This is a genomic window from Lacihabitans soyangensis (assembly GCF_024343775.1).
Classification (GTDB): domain Bacteria; phylum Bacteroidota; class Bacteroidia; order Cytophagales; family Spirosomataceae; genus Leadbetterella; species Leadbetterella soyangensis.
Genome location: NZ_RJUF01000025.1, coordinates 15736 through 34507, shown reverse-complemented (window position 1 = coordinate 34507; position 18772 = coordinate 15736). Strand labels below are relative to the sequence as shown.

The window sequence follows — 18772 nt, the reverse complement described above, 5'->3', positions numbered from 1 at the left end:
TTATGCTCACTATAAACACCACCAGCCCGGTGCTTAGACCGAGCCAGAGGTGTAGTTTTTGGATGATTTTCTTGAAATTCAAAACTTATCAAAATTTATAATTGATACTTAGACGAAAGTTTCTGTGGGCTTCAATTTGGTAATAATAAAACTTACTCCAAGAATAATAAGCACCTGAGAAAACGTCGGCATTGAACAGATTATTAACGTTCAGAGCAACACCGAATTTTCCGAAATTATAAGAGGTAGCGGCATCAAATTTTGTGTAAGACGGCATACTTGAATCTATCGATTTGTCATACTCGGCATACCAGGCTGATCTGCCAGCGGCGTGGGAAGCACCTAGCGAAAATCCTAAACCTTCGGCATTACCTGATGGAACTCTGTAGCTTAACCATGCATTGGCAATGCTTTTATCCGTTCCTGGTATTTGCGAGTTTACCTGCTTTCCGTCAGTATCTTTGGTTACTTTCCCATCGGTATAGGCGTAATTTAGGGTAACATCAAGACCTGTTACTAATTGACCTCTTACATCGAATTCTATACCCGAGGTTTGGGTTTGGCCCAATTGAATGGAGAAAAATTGGTGATTAGGATCTGCGGTTAAAACATTGTTTTTGGTGATTTGATAAACGGATGCAGAGGCAGTCCAACGGCCATTTAACCATTCTTTTTTTAATCCTAGTTCTTTGTTATTTCCTGTAATTGGGTCAAATTCTTTACCCTCAAATGTGGCACCAGCTTGTGGAATAAATGTCTCATCTATAACTGAATATACACTTGTGTTTTTGTTTAAGGAATAGCTGGCACCTATTCTAGGTGTAAACTTGCCGGCATCAACTTTTCCAGAGAATGGATCTTCATCGCCAGTGGTGGTGTATCTACCGGCTAATGTAAGTCTTAACTTATCATTCATTAGTCTGATTTCGTCTTGTGCATACAAGGCTGTATAAACGTTATTATAATGTACACCTCTTTGTTTGACGCTTAATGATCTGTCAAAAACGGTATAGGCCGTGGCGGGCACTTTTCCATAAACAGGTGCCGTGACTATAAAAGGTGCGGAGCCATTGATGGCTCCTGTCTGGTTCCAATCATGATAAAAGTCCTTGTTGCCCATGTCTACGCCAGCCAAAATCCGGTGTTTTATTTTGCCTGTTGCTACATCGCCATTTACAAAGAATTGACCTACTCTTATTTGACCCAAAATATCCCATACAGACTCGCTTCTTCTCAGAGTATCGCCGCTGATACTAGTTGGCCATAAGCTACTTCCTTCTTGATTGAACTGTAAATACGCAAGTTGTCCGGTTAACTTCCAGTTGTCGTTAATACTGTGCGACAATGTGGCTATAAACGAGTGGTCGTTTATTTTGGTAGGCGACATGTTGGATTCAAGTGTTGAGAAATTTACGGGTAGTGTGCCAATTCCATCGGAAGTGTAGGCATATGCAGACCCAAGTGGAGACATGTTTACATACTGATAGTTGTACTCTGTGGTTAAGGAAGTTCTTGGATTAATTTGGAATTTCAGCACTGGGGCTATCGATACCCGATTGTTGTATTCAAATTTGCGGTGAGTGCCTTTACTTTGGCCCATCAGGTTAAGTCTGTATTGTATTTTACCATCTTTGCTTAGTAATCCATCGAAGTCTAAGGTATTTCGGTAAGTTCCAAAGCTACCAATGGTCATGCCGACTTCTGATTTGGTGATGCCCGTAGGTTTTTTGGTCACTACATTGTAAAAACCACTCGGCTCGCCACTGGCCAACATAAATCCAGCTGGGCCTTTCACAAACTCTATACGTTCTACCATGCTCATGTCTTCGTTCAGTGGCCCCCAAGTTTCGGTTACATTCATGCCATTTCTGAATGCCGCCACTCTTGAGCCACGCATCACGATTCTAGCATAGTTTTCCCAATGTTCAGACCTTGTGGCACCACTTACGTTGCGGATTACGCCTTCTTGCATGTCGAAAATTTGTTGATCTTGAAGTAATTGACGGTTGATTACTTGTATGTTTTGGGGTATTTCTAAAAGTGGGGTTTTGAGACGCAACGATATTGAAGGATAGTCTGTAACGTACTTGCTGGGGTTAGCGGTTACCAGTACTTCCTGTAACTGATTGGCATCCTCTTGTAGACTAAAATTTACCGTAAGTGTCTCGTTGTCTTTTAGTTCAGCTTTTTCTGATTTAGACTTAAGACCTACAAAACTTGCAAACACGGTGTAAGAACCCGCCTTGAGATTGCTTAAACTGTAATTTCCTTCAGCATCGGCTATAGTGCCTTTTGTAGTTCCTTTTAAAATGATATTTACATACTCAGCGGGTTTTCCATCAGAAGTGCTGATTTTGCCTTTTATTGAGGAGGTTTGGGCAAATGCGAATTGACTAATAAAGAATAGGAATATTACGTTTTTCATTATATTTATTTAGACTAATTACAGATAATGAATTAAAAAAGAGGGAGAATTTTAAAATTCTCCCATGAGAGTTGTTAAAATTTTATACCGGCTGACAAATAGAACGTACGGCCATCGGCTGGTAAAATTCCTGGGCCAGGATATCCACCGGCACGACGAGTGAAGTAGCGTTCATCCGTAAGGTTGTTAATTCCTGTTTTTAGATTGTAATGTTTTAAGAATTTGAAACTTGCAGAAAGATCTTGTACAGTATATGCAGGAATCACGCCAGTGGTAGCCGCGGCATTTGCAGTTTCTGTATTTGACGCGTCGGCATAAGCTTTACCAATATCGCTCATTTGCCAAGTAATCGAGAAACCTTTTTTGTTATAAGTAACTCCGAAACGATTGATTTTCCTAGGAGCATTTTCAACACTTTTACCGGATAAATTGCCTTCAACTATTTGACCATTCACTATCGAGGTAGTCTTGAAATTTCTGTAGGTGGCATCTATGAAAGCCACTGAGGCAAACATACTTACATAACCAATTTTAGATTTTTTGAAGAACGCAGATATAGGGTCAAATTCTACGTAACCTTCAAAACCTTGACTTACCGAACGACCCAAATTGGTGCGGAATTGATAACGTTGATTGGCGGCATTGGTTTGGGTGATAGTACCAATGCGGTTGTTGTAGTTTACAAAGAAATAATCTACATCGAAGTTTAAATAGTTGGCTACTTTACCACGATAACCGAAGTCAAAGTTATAACCACGGGCATCTTGAAGGTTTTCGTCAATGACATCTGTAGTGGCCGGAGGAGTAAGGTCTGATATCAAAACCGGGCGATAGGCCTGAGAGATATTGCTGTAAAACTCTGATTGAGGAGTAATATGATACTCCGCTCCTCCTCCGAACAATAGGAAGTTTCTTTCACGAGTGGCAGGTGTAAGGTTGTTCGGCTGTCCGTTGGTTAAACTTAATCTACCTTCCATGGTAGAGCTAATGCTTTCCACTCTCGCACCTGCGGTTATCAAAAATTTCTTCGAGAATCTGAAAATATTTTCTACAAAAGCGGCCTTATTGATGTTGTTGAAGGCCAAGTCACGTGGATATTGTCCTTCCACACTAAAATCTATTTCTTTTGAGGTTGAGCCTTTTCCTTGTTGTTGACGGTCAATATTGCCATTGTAATAACGTAGGCCGCTGGCAACGGTATTGGTATTTCCCAGAAATTTGTAGTCGGTGATAAATCTGAGTTCTGATCCGAAATTGTTATAATAGTCTCTGTCCACTTGGCGGTTGGAGGTCAGAATATCCACATTGGTTATGGCCGAAACATTGCCCACACTGCTTCTTTCTGCAATAACTCCGAAAGTCTTCCAGCTTACTTTGGTCTTTTCACTGAAAATATATTCGGCTGAAAGCGAAGGAACTAACCAAGGCGTGCTAAACCAGTTTCTGCTACGCACACTTTGGCGTGCATTTGCGGCAAACTGAGCATCCGTCAAACCTCCAGCTTGTTGACTTTCATAGGTCATGTAAGTTACCTCAGCTCCAAGCTTAAATTTGTTAGTGATTGCATAGCTCAATTCGGCATGAGCGTGATCAGTGTTGTAGTAGCTATTTTCTCTCCAACCATTACCAAAACGTTTTTGGTAATAGGCAGTGTAGCTCAACCTGCCTTCGGTACCTCCTATGTAGTTAAAGGTGCTAAAGAGGCCATTGCTTCCAACTGTATTTTGTGACTCCACTGTTACTCTTGTAGAAATGTCTGGTTTACGAAGTACAAAATTCATCAGACCGCCGAACTGTGGACCATATTGTAAAGATGAGGCTCCACGAACAATTTCTATGCGATCAACGACTTCCATCGGCGGGGTGTAATAAGCCTCAGGATAACCCATTGGGTCAGGAGTGATATCATATCCGTTCATTCGTACATTAAACTCCCAGGAACGATTTGGACTTAAGCCTCTCGAGGCCACACCCAGTTGAATTCCAGAACCATCATTTTCCCAAACCGTGATGCCTGGCGTACGGCTGAATATCTGGCGACTGTTGTTCATCGCCAAGTTGGCATTGATGTTGTCTAGTTTGATTACCTCATTCTTTTTGGTTGCATTTATCGAGTAACCATCCACTTCTGCCAAATGCTCATTTCCTCTGACTCCTCTGCTGGCAACTATTTGAACATCCTTCAGGGTGTAGGTCTCGTCGTCTAGTTGAAAATCTATGGTTTTTGTTTCATTCTCCAATAAATTAACATTGATTTCCTTAGTTTTCAGACCAATAATTGAAACCATCACAGTATAATCACCTGCACTAAGGCCTTTGATGATAAACTCACCGTTAGTGTTAGTCTGAACTCCTCTTACCGTTCCTTTCAGCAAAACATTTGCACCAAATAGCTCTTGTTTTGAATTGTCCGTAACCTTGCCAATGAGGGTCGATTTTTGTGAAAAACCCACAAAGTGAAGACTCATTAACAGTACAATTGTAAAAATCCTTGAAAACATTATATTATCTTTATTTTTGTTTAGACTCATTATAAATAACGTGACAAAAGTAAAGTTAGATTAGAATCATTCCAAATAAATTCTATTTTTATTTAGAATAATTTTAAATAGATGTTTTCTGAGTAAAGTATACCCTATTTTAAAAGTACTTTGCAAATTGATTAAACTTCTAAAAGAGATTTAAATTTTGTTCCGCTGAATTTCTTCAAGAATGCCATCCCAAAGTAATATTCTTTTTTCTAGAGACTTTTTGGCCACTTCTTTAACTTCCAGCCATTTCTTTGCATCATTATCACATAATTCTTCAATCATTTTAAGTGATAATGGTCCATGGTCACCCGAATCAACCTCTATGTGTCGGTCTAAATAGTACTTCAATTTGTCAAATTTCTTTTCATCTGTTTCTGATTTACTCAGAATTTCATAGAACATATCAGGAATCAAATCCTCTCTGCCGAAAGTGAAAGCCGAAGCTATTTTGTGGTCTTTTTTGCTTCGAATTACTTCAAAAGTGTAGTTTAGGAATTCTTTTACTTCAGGAATGCATTTCAGGCGTTCTATGCTCAACGAAACAGCGTTTACTTCCTTTATATCAAACACAAAATCCGTAATTATTGACACATCCGCACCTATTTCCAGCATGGCTTCGCGATACATCTCGAAATGACTCTTTGGTTCGCCTTTTTCGTTAACGTCGCTCTCTTCTCCCCATACAATTTCATTTATAAACCTACTCAACACCGGGTTACGCGGAGGAATCCATGGAACTTTTGTGCAGGTTAAGCTTGCTTGTAAAGATTTTAACAATGACATAAAATCCCAAACAGCAAAGACATGATTTTGCATAAAAATTTGCAGGTCCTCTAAGGTTTTTAGATTGGAATACAATGGGTGATTACGTAGTTTCTCCCTTAATTCTATCAATTCGGTTTGAATTGCATTTATTTGATTCATAGGTTTAAATTTTCTAATCTTATATTTACGATACTCCTGTTTTCTAGGATTACTGTTAAACTTGTTTTTTTACTTAAAGTTTTAAATGCCATTTCAACTCATCATGTAATTCGAGTTTTATGAATTGAGCTTTTTATGTTATTTTTGACTAACAAGGTCAAATAAATCTTTATTGAATACATTTCTTTTTTTTGAATATTTAGACTCCATTATGAACCAAAAACGTTTCTTTACGCTGCACATGAATTTTAAGTACCTGTTTACAAGTCTTTTATTGCCTTTTTATGGTTTTGCTAATCTTACGTTGCCTGCGTTTTTTAGCTCAAGTATGGTGCTTCAGCAGAATTCCACCGTAAAAATCTGGGGTTCAGGTAAAACCAGTGAGCCTATTAGTATCACAACTTCTTGGAATCAAAAAAAATATACATCCAAGGTTGATGTTTATGGAAAATGGACCATGGAAATAGAAACCCCTATCTATGGAGGACCTTATGAAATAAAAATAAGTGGCTACAATGAAATAGTCCTGAAAGATATTCTCATAGGAGAAGTTTGGGTGGTTTCAGGTCAAAGCAATATGGAATGGAGTGCGGCTTCGGGCATCGAAAATGCGGAAGCTGAAGTTCAAAAGGCCAATTTTCCTGAATTAAGATTGTTTACAGTTAATCACTCCACGGCCAATTCGCCTCAAAATAATCTTTCTGGTGATTGGAAAATCTGCACACCAGAGTCTATGAGAAACTTTAGTGCCATTGGCTACTATTTTGCCAAGCATATTTATGAAAGCATCCAAGTTCCTGTAGGCATTATCAACACCTCTTGGGGTGGAACTCCAGCCGAGGCCTGGACACCCGAAGAGAGTATTAAGGCCGATGCTGTACTGCTCAAAGATGCTTTAAGTTTGAAGGAAGTGCCATGGGGACCTGTGAAAACGGCAGTTATTTACAATGCTATGGTGGCACCTTTGGCTGGCTTGAAAATCAAAGGATTTCTGTGGTATCAGGGGGAGTCTAATGTTTCTAATGCAGCTCATTATGATAAATTACTAAATACGCTGATCAACAGTTGGAGAAAAGCTTGGGGCGAGGAACTGCCTTTTTATTATGTGCAAATTGCCCCATATAAATATGGCAATCCTGAGGAGGGGGTGGTTTTGAGAAATGCACAAAGAATGGCCGAAAATACATCCACAACGGCGATGGTAACCATATCGGACATTGGAAATATTGATGATATTCATCCTAGAAACAAAAAAGATGTCGGAATTCGTTTGGGTAACGCGGCTTTGAAAAATCTTTACAGTGCTTATAAAGGTGAAATTTCTGGACCCAAGCTTCTACTTTATGAATCTAAAAAAGGACAAATTACCTTGTTTTTTGACACACAGGAGTTGAAATGCGATAAAAATTGCATGAACAACTTCGAAATAGCGGATACTTCTGGAGAATTCAGAAAGGCAAGTGTCAGGATAAAAAGTAACACCATTGTCCTTACTAATTCTAAAATATCTTACCCTGTTTTCGCAAGATTTGAATGGAACAATACAGCAGAGGCCAGTCTAAAAAATAATCAAGGGCTGCCTGCATCGGCATTTATCACGGATAATTGGTGGCAATTTAAGAATTACTAAGTTTTAGTTTATATAAAAAACTTAATGGCCGAAGCAGCCACGATTACAATCAATAGTCTGTATATCCAAAGATTGGCGTTGGGGATTTTCACGATGTATTTTACGCCTATCCAAGCTCCAACTGCTTGAAATATGCCCATAAGCAGGCCGTATCCGTAGTGAACCTTGCCGTAATACATAAACAATGCAAGTGCAGGAGCAGTAAAAGCCAGCACCAAGGCTAGTTTAAGGCCATTGCTTTGGGTTAAGCTGTATTTAGAGATCAATACCAGCCCAGCTAATAGGAAGAACCCAACTCCCGCTTGGAGAAACCCGCCATAAATGCCTATCAGAAAGAAAGTTACGAATGTGCCAATGTTTTTATTCTGGGCTTTTGTGAGCTTGTCTTCTATAAGCCATCTTTCAGGCTTAAACAATAAAACAATGAGCATAAAAACCATTAGGCCACCAATGGTATAGTTCATCATTTTTTCGTCTATATCCACTGCTATTTTTGAACCCAAAATGGCTCCTAAAACCGACGGGATAATTAACCAAAGTGATCCGCGAAATACTTCTGGCTTTGATTGAGCATACTTTCCTGTCGCCACCACACTTTGCAAAAAAACACCTATCCGATTACTGGCGTTTGCGATAGATGGAGATAAGTCACACATGAATATAAAAACTGGCAAAGTAATGAGCGAGCCGCTACCAGCTATCGTATTGATGATGCCTGTAAGTGTGCCTACCACTACAAATACTAGGAATTGCCAGATATTTAGATCAATATGGAAGTATTCTTGCATCTTACTGTTTCAATCTATAACTCAAAGTTAAATTTATTTGTCTAGGCCTAAACTGACGGTTACTTACGGTATAAAATCCTGGTCCTTCGCTGATGGTACGCATCCAACGAGTATTGAAAATATCTAGAACCGTAAAGTTTACTGAGCCTTTTTTCTTCAGGATATCTTTTTTGAGAGAGTAGTCGAAGAAGTAAATGGTTTTTCTGCTCCCTTGAGCTGTTTTTTGAGCTGCTTCATAATTGAATCTCAGCTGCATATCTAAACCATTTTTGAGTGTAAATCGCGAAGTTTGTCTCGCAAACCACGAGTTTGTTTCAGCTACGTATTGTTCGTTTATGTTTGAGCCGTCAATATTGGCGTGAAAAAGGTTAAAGTTCAGGTCCATTTTCCACCATTTTGCGAGCTTGTAATTGCTAGTGAAATCAACTCCATACGATTTTTCTGAATTGAGATTCTCCGGCAATGAAGTCGAAAATCCTTGGCTATCAACACTCCTAATATTTGATATAAAATCTAAGGAATTTCTGTAAAATATGGAGGTAGTGATGGCACCTTTCTCAAAGTTTTTCAAATGACCAATTTCATAGACATCACTAAATTCTGGATTGAGATTAGGATTTCCACTGGAGAAGTTTCGACTATCAGAGAGGGTCATAAAAGGACTCAAGTCGTTATAAACTGGTCTGCGGATTCTACGGCTGTAACTCAACTGAAGCGAATTGTCGGCATCCAGTGCATAAGTAAAATGTGCACTTGGGAATAGATTGAAGTACTTTCTTGGATTCACCTCATTGGTCTTCTGCAAGGTGGTGGTAACGCTTGTCCACTCCGACCTAAGGCCAAGTTGATAACTCATTTTTTTAGATTTATTTGAAACAATTCCATATGCCGCCGAAATGTCTTCATCATAAATAAAATAATTATCAAGCCAATCTATTGGCACATCTTTTCCGTCGATTACGTCATTTACCACAAAATCATTCACCATGTTTCTGAGCGAAGTCCTTGCTCCAAACTCCATTTTTCCTTCTTTAGAAAATGGCTGAACATAGTCTAACTGGAACAGATATTGTTTCTCATATTCGTCATTTACCGAAGTTTGCAAAAGTGTATTTTTGGCATCCACACCACCGTTTGGCAATACGGCAGTTTGGGTGAAAGTTTGGTCGGAATTTTCAAAATGATCTAAAAACCTAAATTGACCAATGAGTTCTTGACCCTTTCTTTTGAACATTCGTTTGTAATTCAAAACATATTCAGAAAGCGGCTCGCTTTCAATTTCGTCTTGAATACGTGTTATAGATCCAAGCGGATTGTTACTGAAGTTCAAGAAATCGTTGTAGATGTTTTTGGTGTACCTGATTCCGCCTGCTCTGCTATACATGAATGAGCCGGTAAGAATACTATTCTCCGAAAAATAGTAGTCAATTCCAGCTCTGATGTTGTTGTCTAGTCCGGATACATCTCCAGTGTTGTCTTGTTGAAGTATTTTTAGGGTGTCGCCAGCGGTTACTTCTTGGTACATATCGCCGCGGTAAGGATTCCATCTGTAAGCCAGACCGTAGTTGACAAAGAAGTTCATTTTTCGGTGACGGTAGTTGACATTTGCCGCAAATCCATAGTTGTCAGGTACGCCACCTATTAGCTCAAAAGAACCATTGAAGCCTTGTCTTGAGTCTTTTTTAAGTATAATATTGATAATGCCAGATTGTCCTTCAGCCTCGTATCTGGCTGATGGATTGGTAATTACCTCTACTCGGTCTATCATACTGGCTTGGAGTTGTCTTAATCCTGCTCCTCCTTTGAATGACACCATACCTGAGGGTTTTCCATCTATCAGTATCCTCACATTGCTACTTCCTCGTAGTTTTATGGCTCCGTCAGGATCTACGGTTACGGATGGAATATTTATCAGAATATCTTGTGCTGAGCCTCCGGCATTGGCCAAGTCTTTGCCCACGTTAAAAACTCTTTTGTCTAAAGCCAACTCCATTGAACTTTTTTCTCCCTGCACAACCAGGGCATCAAGTGATTTGTCTGACTGACTGATACCAATCTCACCTAAATCTAAGCCGCTTTCCGTCAGGTTGATTTCGGCAGAAGTGTATTTTTTATAACCTATAAATTCGGTCTCAAGGGTATATTTACCAGTTGGAATTTTGAAATCGAATTCGCCGTTTTCAGACGTAATATTCCCAGTAATCATTTTTTGATTTTGGAATATCTTTACACTGGCAAATCCAAGTGGAGCTTTGTTTTGTGCGTCTATGATTTTTCCTTTTAGGTTGCTATTGTTCTGAGCAAAAGCGAATTGAATAGCGGATATTAAAACTAAAATCGTCCATAAGGATAATCTGAATTGGTGCATCTTAACAAGGTTGATATATGAACCACAAAGATAGTATTTTAGGAAGGTTATATTCCTATGCTAAATCTCCATATAATCGTTTTTTATCTGTCAAAAGCGTGGTTTTTTATAAAATTCGTTCAACATGCAATGAAAAATCCATAGAATGTTTGGCAGTTTCAGAATTGATTGTTTGATCCAAGGACTCAAAAGCCATTTATAAACCTGAAAGAATACCCTGAATTTCGGCCTTTGATTTGCCTACTTTGGTTTCTATTTTGGCCCAAAGTTCTGCTTGTTTGCCATTTGAGAAGGTGAGGTCCACATTTTCCAAAACTAAGAAAAGTCGCTTTAATTTGTTACTCGTTTCTACCCAATTTCCTTTCAAGTCACTGTAATCTGTCATAATTTTTATTTCATGTAAATTACGAAAAGAATTGTCTTTCTGAACCGAAATTGCCCTTTAATTTCAAGATTAGCTCAGTTGAATTTTTTTACACGTTTATTCTAGAAATCAGCGTGCTTTCGTGATAATTTTCTTGAAGATATTTTTGACTTTTTGTTCACTTTTCTCTTGTGTGTCCATTTCACCTATCAGGAATCCGAAAGGTTTTAATGGCTCAATATGATCACAAAAGATTTTCATCATGGCAGCTACAGGTATGGCCAGTAGTATTCCTGGAATCCCCCAAATCCAGTCGCCAACAATGAGAGCAATGATAGTGAAAAGTGGGTTGATTTTTACCTGTGGGCCTAAAATGAGTGGTTCTAAAACCCAGCCTTGAACAAATTGAACAATACCGTAAGTGATGATAATACCCAACAATAGGGTGAGGTTTCCGCCATGAAGTGCCGCAATAAGTACCGTAATGGTAGTGCCAGTAATATTGCCAATAAAAGGGATGATTTCTAAAAGTCCACAAAGAATTGCAAAGAAGACTGCATTTTTTACACCAATGATACTGAAGCCAATACTATATAAAATCCAAAGACAAACAATCATTTTGGCCAATCCAAGAAGATATTGTTGTGAAACCCTTGTTGTTCCTTTGAGGATTTGTTCCACTTCATTTTGTTGGTCTTTTTTGGCAAGTTTTAGGAAGAATTGCTTGATGTGTACACGGGAGTAAAGGAGAAAGAAAAAATAGGCCAATATCAAAATGAGGTTGGTCATCAGGTCTTTTAGCGAACCAGCCGTCAACTTCATTAGACCTGATATTGAAGGTTTTTCACTGTTAAATATTTCAGATTGCTTTTCTAGACTAATTCCAAAATGCTGAAAAAGATAGGCTTGTGTTTGATTGAAAGTTTTGATGGCTTGGCTTTTGAGCAAGTCAAATTCACTGAAAAGTTCTGAGATTTTCCATGAAAGTAGGGAAATAATTATTCCGAATACTGCCAATAGGCCAAATAGGCTGATGAAGACTGATAAAATACGGCCTAGCCCAATCCTTTCCATTTTGTTGCAAAAAGGGAGAAAGAGGGTAGCCAATATTCCTCCAATCACCAATGGCATCAGGAATCCTTTGGCATAAATGAGGATTACTATCACCAGAATTCCAGCGAGTAATTTCTTTAAAATGGAATCAAGATTTAAAGTCATTTCAAGCGTTTTTAGAGGTTTTTCTTTTCCAAACTTTCACCAATTCATACCAAAGCACGCTCGCAGAGCCAACAATTAGGCAGAAGGCGAGTTGAATTAGACTCAGTTTCTGAAACTGAAAAAAGCCTGAAACCGCAGGTATAAATAATATCAATGAGGTTAATGCCAAGGTAATGCCTATGATTATCAAAACTAGATTGTTCTTGTATCGAAGCGTCGTAAAAATCGAATAAAAGAATGAACGATTGACCAAGGTTAAAACGATATTGGCGATAACCAACGTTGTAAAAACCATGGTTCGGGTGGTGTTTTCTCCAAAATTTTGACTTGTGGAATACTGATAAATGCCCAAAGTGCCTGCCGTTATAAACAAACCTTGTAATATGCTGGTCGTGAGCTCTTTCCAACTGAAAAAAGTATCACTCAAGGGTCTTGGTTTTAGTTTCATGGTGTTTTTTTCTAGTGGCTCATTTTCATAAATTATGGAGCAGGTGGGCCCCATGATGAGTTCTAAAAAAACAATATGAATGGGTGAAAATATATTGGGATAAATCCAACCCAAAGCCAGAGGAACAAATACTGTGAGAATGATAGGTATATGAATAGAAATGATATACTGAATAGCTTTTTTTAGGTTGGTGTATATTTTTCTACCCATCGACACTGCTTTTACCATTTTTGATAAATCATCATTCATCAAAATCAATGAGGCCGCGTCTTTGGCTATTTCGGAGCCTTTTTTGCCCATAGCTATGCCTATGTGGGCAGATTTCAATGCGGGGCCATCGTTTACACCATCGCCAGTCATGGCTACTATTTCGTTTTGTTCTTTGAGAGCATTTATGATTTTTAGTTTGGCTTCGGGAAACATCCTCGTGAATATCTGGGTTTCCAATACTTTTTCTGCAAGGTCTTTTTCAGACAAAAGCATCAGTTCTTTACCTGAAATATGCTTTTCAAAACCTCTAAAACCTATCTGTTTGGCTATAGATACCGTGGTGGCCTCGTTGTCACCAGTAATGATTTTTACATTGATTCCGGCATCATAAAAATTGTTGAGGACTTTGTTGATGTTCTTTTTGGGTGGGTCATAAAATGCCAAAATACCTTTAAATTTGAATTTAAACTCTTGTTGAGTTTTCGGAAAGTCTTGGGAGCTAGAATTGACTTCGGCCACGCCAAGCACCCGATATCCTTCCGCTGAAAATTCCCTTATCGCTTTTTCAACCTTTATTTTTCCCTCAGAAGATAATCCAGAAACATGCATGATGGCCTCTGGGGCACCTTTGGCTGCCACAATTAAATCATCGTTTTTGCCTTTGAAAATATGCGTCATCATGGGTGGTGTACCACTCAATGCATATTCCTTAATGATTTTATAATGAGGACGTTCGTCTGTTTCAGTTGATAATTTATAAGCATTGTGCAAAGCTACTTCCATCGGGTCAAAAGGTATGGGTTCAGAAGCAAACATGGCTATTTGAAGGAGATTCCTGTTTGACTCGGTAAGGTTTTCTTGAATTTTGAATATGACATCAGTTTCAAAATCATATACTTTTGCCAAGTCCATCACGTTTTCGGTTAAAGTGCCCGTTTTGTCGGTACAGATTACCGTGGCACTTCCCAGGGTTTCCACGGTTTTCATTTGTTTTACCACTATGCCACTTTTCATCAATCGCCAGGCACCCAATGCCATAAAAGTGGTGAATGCCACGGGGATTTCTTCTGGTAGTATGCTCATGGCCAATGTCAAAGACTGTAACAAACTATTCAAGATTTCTCGGGTATTGAAGTAGTTTATCGCCCATACAATAAAGAAAACCACACCACCGGTCATGGCCATTTTCTTTACAAAGTTTGCTATTTGGTTTTCCAGAGGAGTTTTTTCTTCCTCTATACCTTCGAGGCTTTTACCAATTTTACCTAATGATGTTTGGTTGCCAATGGCCGTTACCTCGGCAATCGCGAGTCCTCCAACCACATTGGTGCCCTTGAAAATTTGCTTGTTCTTGGTATTTTTTTCTATCGCGAGAGATTCACCCGTAAGTATGGATTCGTTTACCGAAAAGTCATTTGAGTGTAGAATGATTGCATCAGCCGGTATGGCGGTTCCTTCCTCTACTACAATGGCATCACCAACGACCAATTCCTCACTTTTTATTTCTTCTATTTTCCCATTTCTGATGACCCTGGTTTTGGCCACCATAAATTCTTTCAGTTTTTCCAGAGCATTGCTACTTCGGGCATCTTGAAAAAATGAAATACCAGTTTGGAACAGTATGGCTGATGCCAAGAATATGCCATCGGCTGTTTTGCCACTGATAAAGTAAATGACTGATGCTACCAAAAGTATCAACACCATTGGATCTTTGGCCAACCTTTTGATGACATTCCAAAAGCCGTTTTCTTTTTTAAAAATCAGTAGATTGTCGCCATTTTTTGTTCTAGAGGCCAGCACTTCTTGGTTGGTGAGGCCTTTTATGTTGTGGGTCGCAAATGGTAGATCTGAATTCATGGTTTTCGGTCAATTGTTTGGTTATTTTCTGAGGCGAATATTTCCAATTCGAGCTTTTTGTCGAAATTATACAGGTCTTTTCTGAAGTTTAGCTGTCCCGAATTATCCACCCAGGCTGTCAAATAAAGAATATAAACCGGCAGAGTAGGTTTTATCGAAATATGTTTTTCGGTATCCGTTTTTAGAACAGATTCAATGTTCTGAAGCGTCCATTTGGGGTCGTTTCTCAGAATATACGTTGCAAGTTCCTTTGGATTTTGAACCCTGATGCAGCCATGGCTAAATGCTCGATTGGTTTCACCAAACAAACCTTTGGAAGGTGTATCGTGGAGGTAAATACTGTAATTATTCGGGAATAAGAATTTTATTTTTCCGAGTGCGTTGTTAATGCCGGGCTTTTGTCTAAAGTAAAATGGAAGCTCTTTATTGTACTTGCCCCAACTAATTGTATTTGGGTTGATGACTTTGTTATTGCTAAATACCTCTATATTGTTTCGGCTTAAATAGGAAGTGCTTCTCTTTAGTTTTGGTAGAATTTCTTTAACGGCTATGCTCTGTGGTATGCCCCAAAAAGGGTTGAGTACAATGGTTGAAAGCTCGCCCTTGAAAACGATGGTTTTGTTGGCTTGTTTTCCTACCACCACTTTGCTTTCGCTGATGGCTTTGTTGTTTTCGAATATATGAAGTTTGAATTCTGGAATATTCACCAAGATAAAGTTCGGTTCTATTTCTTGGGGAAGCCACCTGAGTCTTTCCAGGTTTATCATTATTTGCTTGATTCTGAGACTTGTAGGTGTATTAAGTTCGGCTAAAGTATTTATATTTAAGGTGCCGCTTTCAGTCAATCCATGTCTTTTTTGGAAACTTTTTAAGGCTAACTCTAAGTTTTTGTCAAAGCCAATGGAGGTGTCTTTTGTTGTGAGGTCTCCCGTCAGGGCTAGGTATCTTTTAAGATTGTAGGAATTGCTATCTACATCTCCTAGTTTTAGGTCTTTTTTTGTAGGATTTACAAAAGGCAATCCTCCGTTTTTTTCGATGTTTTTATATTTTCTAAGTTCAATAATAAGCGACTTAGAGAATAGATTAACAGGTTCTTGTAGTACACTGGCTTTGTTGGAGGATAGCATACTGTCTAACAATGCCTGAAAGTTTTTCTTTTTTCGAGGTATAAACCATTCGAGATCAAAAGTACTTTTGGCTGAGCCAGCAAATGCTTTTTCGGCGTATCGGAAATAACTCGTGGTGAGCATTAGCTCTATATTTTGTCGGTCTATTTCTGACAAAATCTTCTTTTCGTTTTCGTCATGAGCAAAGTTGATGAGAGAGTCTACCAGTTTGGGATTAACTGATAGGTCATCGAAGTCGGATGAATAACTCTGTAACTGATTGTAAAAAATGTGACAGGTTTCTGTTATTCCGTTTTGGTCAAACCAGGCATACTGGTATTTTCTTCTGGTATAAAAATCTGTAATATAAGCTTTTAGAGAATCCTCAATTTTATGTTTTGTGTAAAAACTCGCCAAAATACTGCTATCAAGCGATATTGGACTGTAATTCTCCTGCGAGTATATCGTAGAGTCAGGTAAGATGCCTTTGTTAGAACTTTTGGCTTTTCCACAGCCTGTAATAGCAAAGCCAAGTATAGTCAAACATATAAGGTATGAAGATAATAGTTTTATTGTTAGGTATTTACGGGCTAAAGAGGTTTCTTTAGCTTTGCTGTTGAGAATGTATGTAGAGTAAACTTCCATTTGCTAACACAGGTACAACCTGTGGAATTAAGTCGTTTGGTAATGCTGGGCAGCCAAAACTTCGCCCTAAATGACCATATCGTTTAATAAAACCAGTACTTACATATTCGGCTCCGTGGATAATTATTTCTCTTTTTAAAGCATTATCATTTTTGCCTTTTTCTAATCCATTAAGCAGTAATGCCTTCCCATGTTTTGGGCTTTGGATTATACTACCGACCATATAAAAACCTAAGCTGCTTTGGTGCGACTCCATTTTGTTCGAAAACGAAGTAGCCATTATTTCTCCCGATTTTTTGCCATGGGCCACCAAAGACTTAAATAACAACTTCTTTTTTGCAAGGTCAATCACAAAAAAACGTTCTTTATTTGAAGGTAAACTAAAATCAACTATGGTGATAATTGATTTTTTGGGTCGATACCTCTGAAAACCCTCCATAGATTTTTCGAAGGTTTGAAAATTTATCATTTCTGATATTTCACAAGCTTCAAAAAGCTCAAGATTTTTAGTCCTTGTTGTCTTCGGTTCTTTAGTAAATGTGCTAAAAAAAATCGATAAAAGCAAATATTTGATAAGCATAATTTTGCAAAATTTAATAAGCAAATTTATAACTCACAATAAATTAATTCATTGTTTATCAGTTCGATATTATTTTATTACTATTCATTCTTTGATAAAATATTGGAATATTCTCCTTTGGCTTTTTAAAAATCAACCATTTCAACCTCGGCCTGATGGCGGCTATTTTCATCTCTGATCATCACCACCACCAATACTTTATTTATTTTTTTAAGGTCTACTTGTTTAACCATTTCTTTCCAAACTACTGCCTATTTATATTGATTTACATGAGACCACGAATAAAAGTGCTGTGGCAAATAGTAAAAACTTTCTCATTGTTTTTGGTAAGTGGCTGCGATAAAATATTTATTGACCCAAGCATGTTTGTGATTGTCAGTCATTTTCACGACACATTGGAGTATGATTTTTTTGTTTGCAAAGAGTGGATTCTCATTTAGATATTGTTCAAAAGTGAACTTTGCGTTATCAGGTCCAAAAATTAGAATTTCGTCATAGTCTCTTAGTTGCTCAGAGATTTTTTTAAGAAAATTTTCGTGCTGATGGTTATCACCTGAGCATTCATCCCTCGGCTGAAGGAACTTCTCTCTTTCTTTAATTCTAGACCTGATTATTACGGTTTCTACTCTTAATTTTCGGAATTCAATCAAGTGTGCCGAACCGTCGTCCATCCATATTCCAATACTTTTTTGTGTGTACATGAAATTGCTATTATAATGCAGTTTATTCAATATCAATCATCAAAGGAGTTTTTGCCAGTTGCGGCTGATTCAGTTTTTTTGTTTACAAAAGTCGGAGCAATATCATGTAGATTTGTTACATTATTCAGCCATAAATTTACAATATTCACATTTTGGCTATTTTAACACTTATGGTTTTGAGGATATCGAGTTGACTTTTTTGAGATTCAAAAAGCGTTTTTATCTGTTCTTCAAGAAGCAAATCCATCTTTTGGTGCAGACTACGTATTTGCATTTCTGCCTTCAAGTTTATCAAATAGTCGTTTTCGTTCATCATTCGGTCCTTTTCTTCTTGCCTGTTTTGACTCATCATAATTATAGGAGCCTGAAGGGCTGCTATGCACGAAAGAATGAGATTCATTAGAATAAACGGGTAGGGGTCAAATCGGAATTTCACCACTATGAGAGCATTGAATATAATCCACAGGCTCAAAACCACCCCAAAGGCAATTATAAATCGCCAACTTCCACCAAATTTCGCCACTTTGTCGGATATTTTTTGACCCTCACTCAGTCTTTCTATCGGCGGATGAAGAAGATTATAGACAATCAGCTCTTCTGCCTCAATACTGTCCTGTACAATTTTTCTGAATTTCTCTAGATGTGTATTTTCTTCGGATATGAAATCTGGCGTCTTCATTTTTATGAATGGTTATTTCGGTAAAATTGCTGATTTTTAACAAATTAAGTATTGCAAGATTGTATTTGGTTTTTGTGAAATTCACACATTGATTTATTGAAATCGATAATCTAAATTCGATCAACCAAGAATTTGAAGGTTTGGAGACGCTGATAAAAAACAACAATAATGTATGGAGAATAGCGAAAACAAAACTATGTACAAAACAATGTCCTGTTCTACTTGGTATTTACGTAAACGGATTAAACAAAAAAGCCCAAGTTTCCTTGAGCTTTTGGTAGGTTAATGATCGGTAATT

At 38.1% G+C, this 18772-nt stretch carries 13 protein-coding genes; 1 reads left to right on the top strand and 12 read right to left on the bottom strand.

Features of this window, described 5'->3' with window-relative positions:
- Positions 1–88: 88 nt before the first annotated feature.
- The 3 genes from EGI31_RS10180 to EGI31_RS10170 form a co-directional block, all read right to left on the bottom strand.
- A complete protein-coding gene (locus EGI31_RS10180) occupies positions 89–2425 on the bottom strand; it encodes a TonB-dependent receptor (protein ID WP_255037129.1) in 2337 nt (778 codons plus the stop codon).
- Positions 2426–2499: 74 nt separating this feature from the next.
- Complete coding sequence (locus tag EGI31_RS10175; protein ID WP_255037128.1) at positions 2500–4926, bottom strand: TonB-dependent receptor domain-containing protein; 2427 nt, start codon at positions 4924–4926, stop codon at positions 2500–2502.
- Between the two features lie 180 nt (positions 4927–5106).
- Entirely contained in the window at positions 5107–5880 is a 774-nt protein-coding gene (locus EGI31_RS10170; protein WP_255037127.1) for a DUF3050 domain-containing protein, read from the bottom strand.
- Between the two features lie 211 nt (positions 5881–6091).
- Here EGI31_RS10170 and EGI31_RS10165 point away from each other — a divergent pair, with 211 nt between their 5' ends.
- Entirely contained in the window at positions 6092–7510 is a 1419-nt protein-coding gene (locus tag EGI31_RS10165; RefSeq protein ID WP_255037126.1) for a sialate O-acetylesterase, read from the top strand.
- An 8-nt stretch (positions 7511–7518) separates the two neighbouring features.
- Here the strand turns inward: EGI31_RS10165 and EGI31_RS10160 are convergent, their stop codons facing one another.
- The 9 genes from EGI31_RS10160 to EGI31_RS10120 form a co-directional block, all read right to left on the bottom strand.
- Positions 7519–8298 (bottom strand): sulfite exporter TauE/SafE family protein, encoded by a 780-nt coding sequence (locus tag EGI31_RS10160; RefSeq protein ID WP_255037125.1) that lies wholly within the window; start codon positions 8296–8298, stop codon positions 7519–7521.
- Position 8299: 1 nt separating this feature from the next.
- Positions 8300–10666, bottom strand: coding sequence for a TonB-dependent receptor (locus EGI31_RS10155; RefSeq protein WP_255037124.1), 2367 nt, complete (start codon positions 10664–10666; stop codon positions 8300–8302).
- 196 nt (positions 10667–10862) lie between these two features.
- The gene (locus EGI31_RS10150) at positions 10863–11051 is read right to left on the bottom strand and encodes a general stress protein CsbD (protein ID WP_255037123.1); all 189 of its coding nucleotides are present in this window, start codon (positions 11049–11051) and stop codon (positions 10863–10865) included.
- Positions 11052–11159: 108 nt separating this feature from the next.
- Complete coding sequence (locus tag EGI31_RS10145; RefSeq protein ID WP_255037122.1) at positions 11160–12248, bottom strand: AI-2E family transporter; 1089 nt, start codon at positions 12246–12248, stop codon at positions 11160–11162.
- A gap of 1 nt (position 12249) precedes the next feature.
- Complete coding sequence (locus tag EGI31_RS10140; protein ID WP_255037121.1) at positions 12250–14763, bottom strand: cation-translocating P-type ATPase; 2514 nt, start codon at positions 14761–14763, stop codon at positions 12250–12252.
- Positions 14760–16514, bottom strand: coding sequence for a L,D-transpeptidase family protein (locus tag EGI31_RS10135; protein WP_255037120.1), 1755 nt, complete (start codon positions 16512–16514; stop codon positions 14760–14762). Before EGI31_RS10135 ends, EGI31_RS10140 begins: the two co-directional genes overlap by 4 nt.
- The gene (locus EGI31_RS10130) at positions 16474–16983 is read right to left on the bottom strand and encodes a murein L,D-transpeptidase catalytic domain family protein (RefSeq protein WP_255037119.1); all 510 of its coding nucleotides are present in this window, start codon (positions 16981–16983) and stop codon (positions 16474–16476) included. Before EGI31_RS10130 ends, EGI31_RS10135 begins: the two co-directional genes overlap by 41 nt.
- A 425-nt stretch (positions 16984–17408) precedes the next feature.
- The gene (locus EGI31_RS10125) at positions 17409–17795 is read right to left on the bottom strand and encodes a hypothetical protein (RefSeq protein ID WP_255037118.1); all 387 of its coding nucleotides are present in this window, start codon (positions 17793–17795) and stop codon (positions 17409–17411) included.
- 145 nt (positions 17796–17940) lie between these two features.
- A complete protein-coding gene (locus EGI31_RS10120) occupies positions 17941–18474 on the bottom strand; it encodes a DUF1003 domain-containing protein (RefSeq protein WP_255037117.1) in 534 nt (177 codons plus the stop codon).
- Positions 18475–18772 lie beyond the last annotated feature (298 nt).

Bases quoted from the DNA above. Each gene is read 5' to 3' on its own strand.
- EGI31_RS10180 (WP_255037129.1), bottom strand. From the start codon at position 2,425: ATGAAAAACGTAATATTCCTATTCTTTATTAGTCAATTCGCATTTGCC.
- EGI31_RS10130 (WP_255037119.1), bottom strand. From the start codon at position 16,983: ATGATAAATTTTCAAACCTTCGAAAAATCTATGGAGGGTTTTCAGAGG.
- EGI31_RS10135 (WP_255037120.1), bottom strand. From the start codon at position 16,514: ATGGAAGTTTACTCTACATACATTCTCAACAGCAAAGCTAAAGAAACC.
- EGI31_RS10170 (WP_255037127.1), bottom strand. From the start codon at position 5,880: ATGAATCAAATAAATGCAATTCAAACCGAATTGATAGAATTAAGGGAG.
- EGI31_RS10175 (WP_255037128.1), bottom strand. From the start codon at position 4,926: ATGTTTTCAAGGATTTTTACAATTGTACTGTTAATGAGTCTTCACTTT.
- EGI31_RS10140 (WP_255037121.1), bottom strand. From the start codon at position 14,763: ATGAATTCAGATCTACCATTTGCGACCCACAACATAAAAGGCCTCACC.
- EGI31_RS10120 (WP_255037117.1), bottom strand. From the start codon at position 18,474: ATGAAGACGCCAGATTTCATATCCGAAGAAAATACACATCTAGAGAAA.
- EGI31_RS10145 (WP_255037122.1), bottom strand. From the start codon at position 12,248: ATGACTTTAAATCTTGATTCCATTTTAAAGAAATTACTCGCTGGAATT.
- EGI31_RS10155 (WP_255037124.1), bottom strand. From the start codon at position 10,666: ATGCACCAATTCAGATTATCCTTATGGACGATTTTAGTTTTAATATCC.
- EGI31_RS10160 (WP_255037125.1), bottom strand. From the start codon at position 8,298: ATGCAAGAATACTTCCATATTGATCTAAATATCTGGCAATTCCTAGTA.
- EGI31_RS10165 (WP_255037126.1), top strand. From the start codon at position 6,092: ATGAACCAAAAACGTTTCTTTACGCTGCACATGAATTTTAAGTACCTG.
- EGI31_RS10150 (WP_255037123.1), bottom strand. From the start codon at position 11,051: ATGACAGATTACAGTGACTTGAAAGGAAATTGGGTAGAAACGAGTAAC.
- EGI31_RS10125 (WP_255037118.1), bottom strand. From the start codon at position 17,795: ATGTACACACAAAAAAGTATTGGAATATGGATGGACGACGGTTCGGCA.